Raw genomic sequence first — 15,050 nt, forward strand, 5'->3', positions numbered from 1 at the left:
CAGTTTATTGATGTCATTATTTATATAAATAAAAAGGGCAGGGTTGTAATGTGCCCCGCCTCTGAACATCTTATTTATCTTTTCAGGATGTCCTTTTGTTTTGATACGACGAAGGATTTATCGCTATTCAAGCGTGGACATACCGTCCCCGAGCTCTATCGCCCGGAGCCCGGGAACTGCATATCCGATATTCCGATCACCCGCTGTATCTCCGTGTTCTACATATAACCTCGGCATTTATATATTTTTTCGTCGCCGATAGTATTCATTAATTATGCGGGCAGCCCTTTTGTTATATATATATTGGTACTACCCTCTGAAATATTCCACGCATTCATCAAAAAAGGACTTAATTTTCGCCATAATTCCTTTTTCCTGCTCTGGAATAGTAACGACATCACCTGTCTGAATCTGGATATATTTTATCTGTGTGGAATCTATCTTTTCCATTCCAAGCGACTTGGCATATTCTTCTATGCTCTTAGCCGACATTTTCCCGTCAAGTTCAGACTGGAGTCTTACGTTTTCGGCTGCTACGCTATCAAGCTTCTCCTGAAGAGCTGACACCTTGTTGTATGCCGTATTTCTCTTATCAAGAGAGTAGATAACCGAGCCCAGCAGTGCGGCAGCCAGCAATGATACACAAATTATCTTGAATACCGAACCAGTTCTTGCCTCGGTCTTTCTCATCTGTATCTCGGGCTTCTGCTCAGAGTCGTTATGCATAGCATCACCTGCTTCGGTCATCTCGTCCGAATCGGCATCGTCATAGCTTTCATCCATATAATAGCGTACAGTGTTTTCAGCCATTGCTTTCCGCACTCCTTTCTATTATTCTGAGCTTTGCGCTTCTGCTTCTGTTGTTTCTTTCGAGTTCCTTTTCTTTAGCCTCTAATGGCTTTCTGTTTACAAGTTTCCCCTGCGGCTTATGTCCGCATACACACTGGGGAAAATCCGGTGGACAAATACAGCCTTTGCACCATTCCGCAAATTTTTTCTTTACTATTCTGTCTTCAAGGGAATGGAAGGTAATAACCGCAAGGCGTCCGCCTGCCCTCAGACTGTGGAATGCGTCATCGAGCCCCTTTTCAAGGTGCTCAAATTCTCCGTTGACTGCTATTCTTATTGCCTGAAAGGTCTTTTTGCATGGGTTTTTTTCTCGTCTCGCCTTCTGTGGAACGCTTTCTCTTATTATGTCAGCCAGCTGCAACGTAGTCTTTATCGGCGAGCTTTCTCTTGCACGGATTATATTTGAGGCAATTTTCCGGGAGAATTTTTCTTCCCCGTACTCAAATATTATCCTTGCCAGTTCCTGCTCGGAATAAGTATTGACAACATCGGCAGCGCTCATTCCCTCCTTACTCATTCGCATATCGAGCGGAGCATCGGAGTGATACGAGAAGCCTCTGCTTCCCTCATCGAGCTGAAAAGACGAAACACCCAGATCCATAAGGATACCGTCGGCATAGTCTATATCAAGTTCATCGAGGACCGCTCTTATCTCTGAATAGTTCCTGTGAACCACCATAGCATTTTTGTAGACCGACAAGCGCTCAGTTGCTATTGCAACAGCGTCGGGATCTCTGTCAAGAGCGATCAGCCTTCCATTTTCATTCAAATGAGAGGCTATTGCAGAGGAGTGACCTGCACCGCCCGCAGTACCGTCAACATAGATACCGTCGGGACGAATGTTCAGTCCTTCAATACATTCCTCAAGCATTACAGGTATATGGGTAAATTCCATCAAACAAAACTCTCCTTATTTCCGACAAGCATCGGTAACAAAGATAAAAACATCTGTATCACAGAACAAGATCTGACAGAACGTCGTTGATCTCTTCCTGAGAGATACTGCTGTTGAATTCTTCCCACTTTGACTTATTCCATATTTCAGCTCTGTGATTAGCACCGATAACCACGACTTCGTCGGTTATGCCTGCGTGATCTCTGAGCTGCTGTGTGATAAAGATACGTCCCTGTTTGTCAGGGTTCTGCTTATCAGCGCCGGCAAGAAGCTTACGTCTGATGTCAGCACCGTTCTTACCAGGTATGGAATTGAGCTTTTCGCAGTATTCCTGGAATGCTTCCGGCGAGTAAACGGCGATATAGGAGTCATCATGTCCCTGACAGAGGTAGAATTCAGCTCCAAGTACTTCGCGGAGCTTAGTCGGGAAACTCATACGGCCCTTCTGATCTATACTTGGGTAATAGGTACCGCATAACAGATCTGCCATAGAATTTCGCCTCACTTTCTCTCTGACCTTAGGATTGATTCACCCTAATTTGGAAAATTTCACATCCAATCACCTTTTTTCACCCTAAACATATTTTACCATTATTCAGAGTGAAAATCAATATGGAGTTTGTGACAATATTATCCCAAAAAAATCGGCGTTTTTTGTGGATTTTGTTTAATCATTAACCATTGGTCAGAAAGAAACGAAACAAACGTTTTTATCTTTGTTAAAATATTTTTAGTTTTTTCACCTTTCTTCACCTTTCAGGATCAAAATCAGGTTTTTTTCACCTCTCGGCTCCACCTTTTTTCACCCAAAAGGAGAAATAAGCCTTCGGATATAATGAGACTGTGCCTCACTATCCAAAGACTTATTCCTTTTGTTCCATGTAATTTTGGCTTTAAGCCAGATCAATCATATGTATATGTCAGATTGAATTTCGATGATTTAAGTCCCATCATCAACGAGAAGGGATAGCCCTTTGCGGTGGTCTGTCCGTCAATGTTTACAGAGACTACATAACCTGTCTCTTCTGAGTAAACAGGCTGTATCCAGTTTGCGGGATCGTCCGAAAGAGTGATCTTGTAAGCTGTTTCAAGCTTTTTCTTCACCGTTTCGGCAGTCATATATGTAACCGTTCCCCAGTGCGGGTCATAAGCGGCGTCATAGTCGCTCGGAACGCTTCTGAGGTACGGACGATCCTCATAGAATACGTCGCTGCAATTTGCAGAGCAGCCGCCGCTTGAAGCGGAGAATACTGTCAGTGCATAATCGCCGTCGTAGTAAAGAGCCTCACCGAGTACATCATTGCAGGCGTCGATGACTACCTGCGGAGGATCAGGCTTGCCTCTCAGGTCCTTTGAATCGTCGCCGTTATACTTTAGATAAGTATATACTGCAACTGCCTGAGCCTTGATAGCTTCGTAAGCGAAGCTTCCGCCCACCTCTCGGTTGACTATCTCAGATACGACCTTGAGAGTATCGCCTGCCGGCTCATGAGCAATGGTAAGCTCCTCCTCATCGGTCATTCCTGTATTCATAAGGTATGTTCCCGGGTAATAATGGAACAGTATATCCTGATATGTCCAGCCGGCGCAGCTTGCATAGAAGTTTGCACCATTCTGGCTCATACCGACTCCGTGTCCCCAGCCGTATGTCACAAACGCAAATTCACCGGGTTTGGCTTCAACGCTCTGACCTTCCTGAGACGGCGGAATGTCACCTACTGCTGCACCCGATGTTTTAAGATCGACGGCTGTAGGCTCCTTGCTGCGGCTTTTAGCCGCATTCTTTGATAATGTAGGCGTTGCTTTTTTCAACGCGCTCTTTTTCTTGGCAATTGTTTCCTCAAGAGCCTTGCGCTCTTCTTCGGAAAGCCCTGCATATGGATCAACAGCTTCGCCCACCTTCGCCATTTCAGGCGTTGCGAGCTCATAGCTTATAAGAGTGAGGCTGGAATCATAGTCGCATATATCAGCTTTCTCCCAATCCTCAGGCATTTTTGGCTCTTCCTCTGCGTTTTCCGAAGCCAGCTCAGAGGCTGTCTCGGTTTCCGCAGCTGTTTCACTTTCAGTTGCAGCAGTTTCCGCAGCCGCAGTTTCCTCGGCTGAAGAAGAGCTGTCCGCAGTTTTCATGCTAACAGACGCCGAGAGCACAAGTACTCCCGAAGCCACAGCTGCCGCTCGTTTAAGCATTGTCTGTACCTTCATAACGCTCTCCTTTATATCAAAATATAAGAGTTCGCTTACTGCTGAGCCTGTTCCTCAGCTGCCTTTTCGGCTTCTTTAGCTTTCTGAGCCTGTAACCAGGACTCTGTACGCTGGATAGAATTGGTATCCCCTGCGACCTCGCCTTCCCTCAGGCGTCTGCCCACAACGAGGAAACGTGAATTATCCACGTCCGAATAGCAGGTAGACAGGGTAACGAGTTTATCGCCGTACTTTACATCGACTCCTGTATCATACAGCCAGCGGCTTTTGCAGTTGTCGATATAGAAATTGAAATCCTCCTCAGAGCTCAGGTCTTCCATATTCCAGTAGCGGAAGTCTGTAGCGTCATAGGTTCCGCTGGTAACAAGAACAGCAAAAATAACGTAATCGTAATCCTTGTAATTTGAGCTCAGGTGGATAAAAGGATTCTTCCAGTAGAAATCGGAATTCAGACGGTACTCTCTTGTGCAGCCCAGCATTTCGCCGTTCCACCATGCATGACCGTATATTACCTGATTCTCTGACTGTTCGCTTTCAACAGCGCCGAAATTATCGCGGTAATCGAGGAACATCGAACCTCTCTCGTCATACTTTCTGTAAAGATCGTTGTCGAGGTAGTATGAGTTCGCCATATATTCCTTTCCGCCGTAAAAAGCCATATCAGGAGTAACATCTCCCGGATCCCTGACTATAGGATAGTCGATCTGAAGACCGTCCACCTTTATCCAGCCTACTACATCCCTATTGACATGAGTGAGAGAATTCGCTCTGTCCGTCATGCCGAGTTGTGACGGCACATAGCCGTACTTATCAGCAAGATCATCGGGAAGTGCCTTTGTAGTTGCCTCCTCAGCTATAGTAGTCTCGACTATGTCGCTGTATATCGGGACATCTTTCTTGTCCTTGCTTATGACCACAGCGTAGATGCCAAGTCCTACAGCCGCTGCACAGGCAGCACAGGCTGAAATTATTTTTACAGGTTTGTTCATTGTTTATTCTTCGCCTCCGCAGGTCCGTATGGCTCAAAAGGAGCATTCGGATCATATCTTGCATCCGAATGGTTCTCATAATAGAGATTAGGCCATTTAATATTTGGATTGCGCACACTGTCCTGAGTACCCGCAATGGGATCCTCGCCCTCGCGCACACGTCTTGCCATTATGATGATACGGCCTCTTTCCTCATCTGCAAGAGTAGTGTTGCAGGTAGAAAGAGTAAGCAGCTGATCGCCGTACTTAACGTCCACATTGTTCAGGCGGATCGTTCTTCTCTTAGCCTCGTTTACGAAGTCGTAGAATTCCTCTTCGCTGTTGAAGTCAAGGTTGTTCCAGCAATCAAACTTTGTATCCGATTCGTCCTCTGCGTCAAGAATAAAGAATGCGAATATCTTATACTTGTAGTTTTCGTAATTTGATCTGAGGTTTATAACGGGGTGTAATCCGTAATAATCCTCTCTCCAGTTATAATACTTCAGGCAGCCAAACATCTGGTCGTCGTACATATTATGACCGTAGATGATAAGGTTATCCGAGTTTTCGCACTTTAAATAGCCGTCCTCGCCGACCTCATCAAAATGGTTCCTGTAATCAAGGAAAAGCTCGCCTGCTATGTTATCGGACAGGTCGAACTTCTTGTTCAGATACTTGAAATTGTCCTCTGCCTGCATGACAGGGTTATTTATCGGGGTATTGGGGATAGTGATGACGCCGACGATATCATGGTTCTGCTCCCAGAGCTTGCGTGCGCCGGGCAGCATATCGAGATATCTTATGCGGTCATCTATGGGCTGCTCCTCCTTAGGAGCCTCCTGATCTCCGTATACCTCATAAAGTTCCATAAGGTTCTTTGTCTTGTGCTTACTTGACCACAGGTCATAGTAGTAGTCACCTACTATGTAGCCGCAGACAGCTATCGCAACGACAGAACCGAGGAAAACGATCTTTCTTATGCGCTCGCCGAGCCTGTCCCCCTTCTTCGGGAACAGGTCCAGCAGGCGCTGTTTAAATGTTTTTTTCTTCTTCTTTTTGGAAGGCTTTTTCTTCTTCCCCGAGGTCGTCTCCGCAGCCGCCCGAATAATTGGCTCAGGAGCTTTGTCCTCACGCACACGGTGTATGGGGCGAATCGGCTCTTCCGCTTGTTTTGTTTCGGCAGCATGACCGATCGGAGTAAAGACCATAGTTTCCTCGTCCTTTTCCTCCGTCACACTTTCAGTCTCTGCCTCTTGTGCATACGCGTTGTTTATTTCTGCTCCGCAAGCCTCAGTCTCTGCCTCCGCCTCGGTAAAGTCCTCCGTATATCCCGTGATATCACTGCTGACCTCTGTGAAGTCCTCAGCTACTTCCTCCGCCAGCTCCTGGAGTTCCTCATGTGCGGGAGTTTCCAGTGCAGGGAGTATATCAGAGATATCGGGAGAAGCGTTTGCCTTAGCATTAGCTTCAGCCTCTGCCTGCTGTGCAGCTAATCTTTCTGCGTCTGCCTTTTCTCTTGCTATTGCCTTGTCGAGCTCATCAAGTATATCCGCCGCAGTTGCATTGTGTTTTTCCTTAACTCTTGCAATGCGGTCAGCTATGCTCTCAGAGCGCTCGCTGTCTGATTTATTTTCATAAGTCATCGGAGCGACTTCCGCTTCACTGCGGATAGACCTTCTGATAGCCTTTATCTTCTCAGCTCTGCGCTGAGCTTCTGAGCTGCCGTCGGTTATTTTTTCGCTCATCAGTCTTTACTCGCCTCCATCAGTATTTTTTTTATGGTGCCAAACGCATAAGCAGCCGCACATCGTCTGATGTTATCTCTGCTCATATCGCTCAGTCTCCAAAGTTCCGGCAGCCGTACAAACTGACTGCCGCAGATATCGAAACCGATATACACCGTTCCCACAGGAGTTTCCGCAGTTCCGCCCGATGGACCTGCGATACCCGTAACGGAAACGCACACATCTGCTCCCGAGCGTATTTTTAGTCCCTTGACCATGCTCAGTGCTGTTTCCTCGCTCACTACGCCGAACTCTTGTATGACCTCGGCGGGAACACCCAGAAACTCTGTCTTTATCCGCTGAGAATATGTGCATATCCCAAGCTCAAAGACCGCAGACGCGCCCGATACTGATGTTATAAGCTCCGAAAGTAGTCCTCCCGTACAGCTCTCTGCTGTAGCAATAGTCAAACCCTTTCGTTCTAATAATTTTACAACATTTTCAACGGTCTTGTCAAGTTTTTCGGTGTCACATTCAGAAAATTTACTGCTTACCACTAAATACTCACGCTTTCTTTAGTCAACATTTCACAAAAATCCGGTGATTAATTTGTAAAATACTTAAAAAATCAATCTCCAAAATTAAATGTCTTCATCTCGGTATTTTCAACAGCCTTCTGTATAAGAGGTTCAAAGTCAAAGCTTGCCTGTGCCTTTTCGATGTCAGAAAGCTGAGGTCTTACCTTAGGGTGACGGGGGGTGAAAACGGTACAGCAATCCTCATAGGGCTGTACTGATATATCAAATGTATCTATTTTACGTGCAATTTCGATTATCTCAGTCTTATCCATGCCTACACAGGGACGGAACACAGGGATACGGCATACTGCATCTGTGCAGACCATAGCCGCCATTGTCTGGCTTGCCACCTGTCCCACGCTCTCGCCTGTGATAAGAGCAAGACAGTTGTCCTTAGCGGCGATGCGCTGAGCTATCTCCATCATCAGTCTTCTCATTATAATAGTAAAGAACTCCTCGGGGCAGTGGTCTTTGATAGCCTCCTGAAGCTCGGTAAACGGCACACAGTAGAATGCGATACCGCCGCAGTAGTCAGTGAGCTTCCGGCAGAGCTCCTCTACCTTTAGCTGAGCACGGTCTGAGGTATACGGAGGGCTTACGTAGTGTATAGCTGCGATGTGGATACCGCGCTTTGCCATCATATAGCCTGCAACGGGGCTGTCGATACCGCCCGAAAGAAGAAGCATGGCTTTGCCGCTGCTTCCCACAGGAAGTCCGCCTGCTCCCTTGATATTCTCTGCGTGAACAAAAGCGTTCTCGTCGCGTATCTCAACTGTGACAGTAACTTCCGGATTTTTAACATCAACGGACAGATTCGGGAACTTCTCCAGCAGTTTGCCACCCAGCTCCATGCAAATCTCAGGAGACTTCATGGGAAACGCCTTGTCAGAGCGCTTTGCATTTACCTTGAAGGTCTTTGCACAGCTGAGTACATCTTCAAGATACTCATAACTCTTATTGCAGATGTCATCGAAATCCTTTTCGCATACGCAGGCACGGCAGTAAGCAGCGATACCGAATATCTTGCCGACTCTGTCAGCTGCCTCGTTGAGGTCGATGTCATCATCAAGAGGAGTTATGTATGTTGTGGACTGAGCGCTGGTCAGCTGAAAATGGCCAAGCGGCTTCAGTCTGCGCTTTATATTCTTTATAAGCATATCCTCAAAAGTCTTTTTGTTGAGACCTTTAAGTGCCATTTCACCGTATTTTACAAGTATTAACTCTTTCATTCTTATTCTCCTGTACTATTATAATGGTATTAACCTCTTACCTTTTCCATGCCCTCACGGAGAGCCTCGCAGAACATATCGAGCTCAGCTTCTGTAGTCTCCGCGGTCATGCTGATGCGAAGTGCGCTGTCCGCGCGCTTGTCACGTATGCCGAACTGTCCGAGAACACCGCTCTGCTGTCCCTTTGAACAAGCCGAGCCGCTGGAAACATATATCCCTTTGCTTTCAAGGAAGTGGAGCATTATCTCCGAGCGCTTGCCTGCTGCCGAGATATTCACCACATAAGGCGAGCCGTCCTCGGGAGAGTTTACTACAGCTTCTCCGATACTGCTAAGCTTGCCAAGCAGGTACTTTTTTAATGCGTCTGCCTTTTCATAACGCTCAGTGATAGTGGGGACAAGCTTTTTCACAGCCGCTCCGAAAGCCGCTATCATGGGAACGCTCTCAGTACCCGAACGTATGCCCTTTTCCTGCTTGCCGCCTGTGATGACCGGAAGCACACGGACTCCCTTTTTTATATAAAGTGCGCCAACGCCCTTGCCGCCGTGTATCTTATGACCGCTGAGGGATATAAGGTCAGCGCACAAAGCGCTCGCTTTTACAGGCAGCTTCATGTAAGCCTGTACACAGTCCGTATGAGTTATTATATTGGGATAGCGGCGCTTTACAGCTGAAAATGTCTCCTTGACGGGAAGTATATATCCTGTCTCATTGTTGACATACATCATGCTGATGAGGCAGGTACTGTCATCGCAGGCATTCACAAAGTCCGCCGCATAATAGCGCCCGTCCTCACGCGGAGAAATGCGCACTACCTCAAAGCCTTTTTTCTCAAGGTCAGCGGCAGTTTCCTCAACAGAGGCGTGTTCTACAGCCGAAATAACTATTTTCTTAGCTTTTCTCCCGTAAGCCGCAGAAGCTCCGCGGAGAGCAAGATTGTTGCTTTCGGTAGCTCCAGAGGTAAAGTAAATACAGTCCTTCTCAGTGCCGATACTGTCAGCAATCGCTTTTCTTGCGCTGTCCACTATGAGCTGCGCATTGAGGCCTGCCCTGTGCAGGGACGAGGGATTCCCATAATTTTCGGTCATGGCTGACACCGCCGCCTCAACCGCTTCTGCGCATGGCTTTGTAGTCGCCGCATTATCAAGGTAAACTTCCATTTTATGTTCCCTTCATTCATTTATAGTAGCATTCTTTTTATTATAGCATACTTTATAAAATAAAGCAAGTTTTTCACACTATCAAACCGAGTTTGTTAGTTGAGAGTTGAGAGCTGAGAGTTGAAAGTTGAAAGTTGCGGAGTCGCCTGCGGCGACATTAATTAAATAAGGTGAGCGGAGCGAACACATTAACTCTCAACTCTTCACTCTCCACCCTCAACTTTTAAAGCGTCGGCTCGCCGCGAAAATATATTCGATTTTTGTTGCTTTTTTTATGACAATATGATATAATCAATATGTATATCTAATTTTACGGAGGAAAACACTGTGAAAAAGAGCTGCGGTAATATACGCTCTTACAAGGAAAAATACCTTTCTGCGTTCCTCATAGGCTTTGTCACGCTGCTGCTGACTACCCTGCCAATGATTTTCACCGAGCGCGGATACTTCATATATTTCGGCGATTACAACGCCCAACAGATACCATTTTACAGCCTTGCAAACAACGCTGTCCGCAGCGGCAGCTTCGGTTGGAACTGGTTCACCGACTTAGGCTCAGACTTTATGACGTCCTATTCGTTCTACCTGTTCGGAAGCCCGTTTTTCTGGCTCAGCACCATACTTCCGAGAGGACTGGTCATCTACTCAATGCCTTTCCTGCTGGCTGTGAAGCACGGCTTCGCTTCGCTGACAGCATACATTTATATACGCCGATTCGTCCGCGGCAAGAACGCTGCTCTTACGGGAGCTCTGCTCTATGCCTTTTCGGGATTTCAGGTGTACAACATATTCTTCAATCATTTTCAGGACGTCACCGCCTTCTTCCCTCTCATGCTCATTGCTATGGAGGAGAACATAAACTGCCGCCGCAAGGGCATTTTCGCTCTGACAACTGCACTTATGGCTTGCGTGAACTACTACTTCTTCGCAGGTCAGGCGGTATTTCTTGTGCTTTACTACCTGTTCCGTATGAGATGCAGGGATTTCCATACATCATGGAAGCAGTTCTTCGGACTTGTTTTTGAAGCAGTCATCGGATCACTTATGGCAGCATTTATCCTGCTCCCATCAGCTATGGCTCTCATGGGGAACTACAGGATAAGCGAACACGCCTACGGCGCGGATATGGTGGCATACTACGACAAAACTCTTATCCCGAGGATAATACAATGCTTCTTTATGCCGTCAGATCCCCCTGCATACCCAAATCTTCTCAGCTCAGACTACGAAAAATGGGCTTCTATCGGCGGTTATCTGCCCCTCTTCTCAATGGTCGGAGTCCTCTCCTTCATGCGAATGCACAAAAAGCACTGGGCTGCAAGGCTCCTCGTCTGCTGCGGTATATTCGCATTTATTCCAGTACTCAACAGCCTTTTTCAGGCAGCTAACTCATACTACTACGCACGGTGGTTCTATATGCCAATACTTATTATGGCTATGATGACCGCTCATACTCTTGACGACGAAAACTGCAACGGCAAATTCGGACTGCGCTTCTGCGCTGTCATGGTGGCTGCTCTTGCAGTCATGGGAGCTTTCCCTGCAAAACCAGAGGACGGCAAAAAAGCAAAGCTCTTCACTATGGCAGACGATGTGCTGTACTTCTACCTTACCATAGGTGTGGCAGTAGTTTTTCTCATATGCACGTTTTTCATACTCCGCCGAAAGGAAAAAGGCACTCTCAGAACAAAGATAATGGTAGCTGCTACAGCTGCCGCCTCTGTTATCTGTATCCTGACCACCTCTCTTTACGGAGCAAATACCATCGGAAGTTCACGTGAATATATAAGCTCAGCTATCGAGGGCGGCGGCGGTGTATACGAAAAGGTCACAGAGGATAATTTCTTCCGCATAGATATTTCCGAAAACTGCGACAACTATCCCATGATATGGGGGCTGCCCTCAATGAGAGCCTTCCAGAGCGTTGTCTGCACCTCTATCATGGATTTCTACAGCTTTATTGGCATACAGCGCGATGTAGCATCCAGACCTGACCTGAGCAGCTATCCCCTCCGCGGATTGTTCTCGGTAAAATACTACTACAAGGAAAAGACAGAAGGCTGCAGCTATAAGGAGCTTCTTTCCGAAAGCATGAAAAGCACCGCTGTTTCAGCTTCATCGTCAAAGGCTTCCGCAAACGGCGATGAGGACACCAGCAGGGTGATAATACCTGACGAGCTGCCAAGCTTCAAGTATATCGGCGAAAACAAACACTTCGAGATATATGAGAACGAGCTGTATATCCCTATGGGCTTCGGCTACGACAATTACGTGAGAAAAGCCGACGCCGACAGCAAGTCAAAGCTCCAGCGCCAGAATTTGCTCATGAAAGCACTTGTGCTGAGTGACAAGCAGGCAGAGAAATACAGCGATATACTCACCGAATACGAAATGAATGATTCCTCTGCTCTGTCGCGGAGCACCTACACTGTATTCTGCAAGGAAAAGCGTATGTGCTGTTCAAAGAGCTTCACCTTTGATTCCCGCGGCTTCACCTCAGTCATCGACCTCAGCAAGCCCCAGCTGGTATTTTTCAGCGTCCCCTACAGTGAGGGCTGGACAGCAGAGGTAAACGGCGTTCCTGCCGATGTAGAGCGTGTTGATGAAGGTTTCATGGCTGTAAGAGCTGATACAGGCGAGAATACTATCGTTTTCCGCTACGAAACACCATATCTCCGCATCGGTATCATAATAAGCCTCTGCTCTGCGGCTGTTCTTGTTATATATGTGCTTTTATTCAGACGCAGACGCAGCGGTCTCAGCGATATGAAGCATTACTACGATTATACATCATGTGAAAAGATACAGGCAGCGCAGGAATACTGCGACAGCCTCTTCAAAAAGGAGAGAAAATAATGCATTTACAGGAAAAAACACTTACAAGCGACGTAAAATATGAGGGACCTATATTCACTATAACTCATGACACAGCAGAGCTTGAAAACGGCAAGACCGCTGTACGCGACGTTCTTCACCACCACGGCGGAGTATGTGTTATCCCCATAACCGACAATAACGAGATATTCCTTGTCAAGCAGTTCCGCTATCCATTTCAGACGGTCACAAGAGAGGTCCCCGCAGGCAAGCTTGAAAAGGGCGAAGACCACGCCGTATGCGGCAGACGTGAGCTTCTTGAGGAAACAGGCTATACCTGCTCGGAATACGTATATCTTGGTGAAATGCTCCCGACTCCTGCTTATAACAGCGAGGTAACTTATATGTACCTTGCAAAGGGACTTACATTCAGCAGTCAGAACCTTGACCCAGACGAGTTCCTCGATGTCGAGCGCATCCCCCTTTCCGAGGCTGTAAAGCAGGTAATGGACGGCACTATCCGCGACGGCAAAACACAGGTAACTATCCTCAAAGCCGCACGTATCCTCGGAATATAAAAAGACCTGCCATGCGGCAGGTCTTGATAGATGTCCGTTCTCAGTTCTCAGCCTCATCAGAAGAATTATCTGATTCCTCAGCTTCCATGACAGCAAGCTGTCTCTCATAAGCCTCAAGGATAGACTCCTCAAAAAGCTTTCTTGCAGAGGGTGAGATCGGGTGAACGATATCACGGAAAACTCCGTTTTCGTCCTTGCGGCTTGGCATTGCCACGAAAAGTCTCTCATCGCCCTGTACGACCTTGATATCGTGCACTGCAAGCATATCGTCGAGAGTAAGAGAAACTACTGCGCGCAGTCTTCCCTCGGACATAATCTTTCTGATCTTAACATCTGTAATTTCCATAAGATATTCTCCTTGTTTGTATTTTTCCTTATGTACGATATAAATGTCAGCATTAAACGTCAATAAAGTTTACTGTTATAACAATAAACTCAAACAGTAAGTAAACCTATAAACTATTATAACTGTTTTTTTGTAAAATTGCAAGCTGTTTTACAGATTTAAGACGAAAAATTTATTATGATTCTGTGTATATGCGGTGAAATCCGCATATCCTATCCTCAGCGTTGATAATCGGCAGCTCTGTTGCTACCGTCAGTATATTCATTTATTTAAGAAAGGTGATCATTTTGAATATCAATATCTTAAACGGCAAAAAGCACATTCACTTCATCGGCATAGGCGGTTCGGGTATGTACCCCCTCGCTCAGATACTTCACTCTCAGGGTTATTACCTTACAGGCTCTGACAACAACGAGACAGAAACTCTTGACGCAGTAAGAAAAATGGGGATACCCGTATTCATCGGTCAGAGAGCCGAGAATATCGAGGGTGCAGATCTGATCGTACACACCGCCGCTATAATGGCTGACAACCCTGAGCTTGTTGCCGCAAGAGCAAGCGGAGTCCCCGTACTTGAACGAGCAGACCTTCTCGGTATCGTAACAAGCTGGTACGACAACGCTATCTGCGTTTCGGGTACTCACGGCAAGACATCCACGACATCAATGATCACTCAGATACTTTTCACCGCAGGCGTTGACCTCTCAGCATATATAGGCGGAAAGCTGCCCTGCATAGGCGGAAGCGGCGTGGCAGGCAAAAGCGATATCATGGTATGCGAATCCTGCGAATTCGAGGATCACTTCCTCAAATTCTTCCCCGATATATCCGTTATACTCAACATCGACGCAGATCACCTTGATTACTTCGGAACTCTTGAAAATATCATCAAATCCTTCCATAAATTCAATGAAAACACCTCAAAGTGCATTATCATAAACGGCTCTGACGCAAATTCAATGAAGTCCTTAGAGGGCATAAGCGGCAAGGAAATAATAACCTTCGGCAGAGACAGCTCCTGCGACTACTATCCTGAGAACGTAAAGCACGAAAACGGTCTCCTTACCACCTATGACGCTATGTACAAGGGCGAAAAGCTGGGCACTGTGACTCTCCACGTTGCAGGAATACACAATGTGCTCAATTCTCTTGCCGCTGTAGCTGCTGCCCGTTACGTTGGTGTGGACTTTAAGTTCATTCAGAAGGGACTGGAGGATTTCCGCGGAGCTAAGCGCCGCTTCGAGAAGCTGGGCTTTGAGAAGGGCATAACCGTCGTTGACGATTACGCTCATCACCCCACAGAGCTTGAAGCTACCCTCAATGCCGCTATGGAGATGAACTTCAGCCATGTATGGGCGATATTCCAGCCATTTACCTTCTCCCGTACAAAACTCCTGCTGGACGACTTCGCAAGGGTATTACAGATACCCGACCACGCAGTTCTCACCGATATAATGGGAAGCCGCGAGAAGAACACCTACGGTATCTTCACTCGTCACCTTGCGGAGAAAATACCGGGCTGCATATGGTTCCCACAGGACGAATCCGCAGAATGGACGGACGAGCGTAAGTACGCTAATTTTGAGCAGATATGCGACTATGTCTGTGAACACGTGCAGGAGGGCGACCTCGTTATCACTCTCGGCTGCGGCGATGCCTACAAAATAGCAAAAATGATACTGAAAAAGCTTTCGGAGGAGAAATAAT

General features: G+C 46.8%; 13 protein-coding genes. 3 read left to right on the plus strand and 10 right to left on the minus strand.

Translation table 11 applies throughout. The annotated features are described in order from the left end of the window. Window positions 1-309: 309 nt before the first annotated feature. From K5677_RS10225 to K5677_RS10265, 9 genes are all read right to left on the minus strand, one after another. Complete coding sequence (locus tag K5677_RS10225; protein ID WP_296727595.1) at window positions 310-810, minus strand: hypothetical protein; 501 nt, start codon at window positions 808-810, stop codon at window positions 310-312. Continuing rightward, a complete protein-coding gene (rsmH, locus tag K5677_RS10230) occupies window positions 803-1,744 on the minus strand; it encodes a 16S rRNA (cytosine(1402)-N(4))-methyltransferase RsmH (RefSeq protein ID WP_296727698.1) in 942 nt (313 codons plus the stop codon). Before rsmH ends, K5677_RS10225 begins: the two co-directional genes overlap by 8 nt. A 58-nt stretch (window positions 1,745-1,802) precedes the next feature. Further along, complete coding sequence (locus tag K5677_RS10235; protein ID WP_296727598.1) at window positions 1,803-2,234, minus strand: division/cell wall cluster transcriptional repressor MraZ; 432 nt, start codon at window positions 2,232-2,234, stop codon at window positions 1,803-1,805. Between the two features lie 413 nt (window positions 2,235-2,647). Further along, a complete protein-coding gene (locus K5677_RS10240) occupies window positions 2,648-3,946 on the minus strand; it encodes a SpoIID/LytB domain-containing protein (protein ID WP_296727600.1) in 1,299 nt (432 codons plus the stop codon). A 35-nt stretch (window positions 3,947-3,981) separates the two neighbouring features. Continuing rightward, window positions 3,982-4,935, minus strand: a complete 954-nt coding sequence (locus tag K5677_RS10245; RefSeq protein WP_296727602.1) for a class B sortase — start codon at window positions 4,933-4,935, stop codon at window positions 3,982-3,984. Then, on the minus strand, window positions 4,932-6,659 hold the full coding sequence (locus K5677_RS10250; RefSeq protein ID WP_296727605.1) for a class B sortase: 1,728 nt from the start codon (window positions 6,657-6,659) through the stop codon (window positions 4,932-4,934). The genes K5677_RS10245 and K5677_RS10250 overlap by 4 nt, the downstream gene beginning before the upstream one ends. Beyond that, window positions 6,659-7,195 (minus strand): CinA family protein, encoded by a 537-nt coding sequence (locus K5677_RS10255; protein WP_296727607.1) that lies wholly within the window; start codon window positions 7,193-7,195, stop codon window positions 6,659-6,661. The genes K5677_RS10250 and K5677_RS10255 overlap by 1 nt, the downstream gene beginning before the upstream one ends. A 71-nt stretch (window positions 7,196-7,266) precedes the next feature. Then, window positions 7,267-8,445, minus strand: coding sequence for a tRNA uracil 4-sulfurtransferase ThiI (gene thiI, locus K5677_RS10260; RefSeq protein ID WP_296727609.1), 1,179 nt, complete (start codon window positions 8,443-8,445; stop codon window positions 7,267-7,269). 29 nt (window positions 8,446-8,474) lie between these two features. Next, window positions 8,475-9,605 (minus strand): cysteine desulfurase family protein, encoded by a 1,131-nt coding sequence (locus tag K5677_RS10265; RefSeq protein WP_296727610.1) that lies wholly within the window; start codon window positions 9,603-9,605, stop codon window positions 8,475-8,477. 327 nt (window positions 9,606-9,932) lie between these two features. Here K5677_RS10265 and K5677_RS10270 point away from each other — a divergent pair, with 327 nt between their 5' ends. Together K5677_RS10270 and K5677_RS10275 are read left to right on the plus strand one after the other, a co-directional pair. Further along, complete coding sequence (locus tag K5677_RS10270) at window positions 9,933-12,461, plus strand: YfhO family protein (RefSeq protein ID WP_296727612.1); 2,529 nt, start codon at window positions 9,933-9,935, stop codon at window positions 12,459-12,461. After that, the gene (locus K5677_RS10275) at window positions 12,461-12,997 is read left to right on the plus strand and encodes an NUDIX hydrolase (protein WP_296727614.1); all 537 of its coding nucleotides are present in this window, start codon (window positions 12,461-12,463) and stop codon (window positions 12,995-12,997) included. The genes K5677_RS10270 and K5677_RS10275 overlap by 1 nt, the downstream gene beginning before the upstream one ends. Window positions 12,998-13,037: 40 nt before the next feature. Here the strand turns inward: K5677_RS10275 and spoVG are convergent, their stop codons facing one another. Next, window positions 13,038-13,343 (minus strand): septation regulator SpoVG, encoded by a 306-nt coding sequence (spoVG, locus tag K5677_RS10280; RefSeq protein ID WP_296727615.1) that lies wholly within the window; start codon window positions 13,341-13,343, stop codon window positions 13,038-13,040. Window positions 13,344-13,630: 287 nt separating this feature from the next. Here spoVG and murC point away from each other — a divergent pair, with 287 nt between their 5' ends. Then, window positions 13,631-15,049, plus strand: coding sequence for a UDP-N-acetylmuramate--L-alanine ligase (gene murC / locus K5677_RS10285; RefSeq protein WP_296727617.1), 1,419 nt, complete (start codon window positions 13,631-13,633; stop codon window positions 15,047-15,049). The last annotated feature ends 1 nt before the right edge of the window (window position 15,050 follow it).

This window comes from Ruminococcus sp. (assembly GCF_024684275.1).

Excerpts from the sequence above, each read along its gene's own strand:
- K5677_RS10225 (WP_296727595.1), bottom strand. The coding sequence starts at position 810 with ATGGCTGAAAACACTGTACGCTATTATATGGATGAAAGCTATGACGAT.
- rsmH (WP_296727698.1), bottom strand. The coding sequence starts at position 1,744 with ATGGAATTTACCCATATACCTGTAATGCTTGAGGAATGTATTGAAGGA.
- K5677_RS10235 (WP_296727598.1), bottom strand. The coding sequence starts at position 2,234 with ATGGCAGATCTGTTATGCGGTACCTATTACCCAAGTATAGATCAGAAG.
- K5677_RS10240 (WP_296727600.1), bottom strand. The coding sequence starts at position 3,946 with ATGAAGGTACAGACAATGCTTAAACGAGCGGCAGCTGTGGCTTCGGGA.
- K5677_RS10245 (WP_296727602.1), bottom strand. The coding sequence starts at position 4,935 with ATGAACAAACCTGTAAAAATAATTTCAGCCTGTGCTGCCTGTGCAGCG.
- K5677_RS10250 (WP_296727605.1), bottom strand. The coding sequence starts at position 6,659 with ATGAGCGAAAAAATAACCGACGGCAGCTCAGAAGCTCAGCGCAGAGCT.
- thiI (WP_296727609.1), bottom strand. The coding sequence starts at position 8,445 with ATGAAAGAGTTAATACTTGTAAAATACGGTGAAATGGCACTTAAAGGT.
- K5677_RS10265 (WP_296727610.1), bottom strand. The coding sequence starts at position 9,605 with ATGGAAGTTTACCTTGATAATGCGGCGACTACAAAGCCATGCGCAGAA.
- K5677_RS10275 (WP_296727614.1), top strand. The coding sequence starts at position 12,461 with ATGCATTTACAGGAAAAAACACTTACAAGCGACGTAAAATATGAGGGA.
- spoVG (WP_296727615.1), bottom strand. The coding sequence starts at position 13,343 with ATGGAAATTACAGATGTTAAGATCAGAAAGATTATGTCCGAGGGAAGA.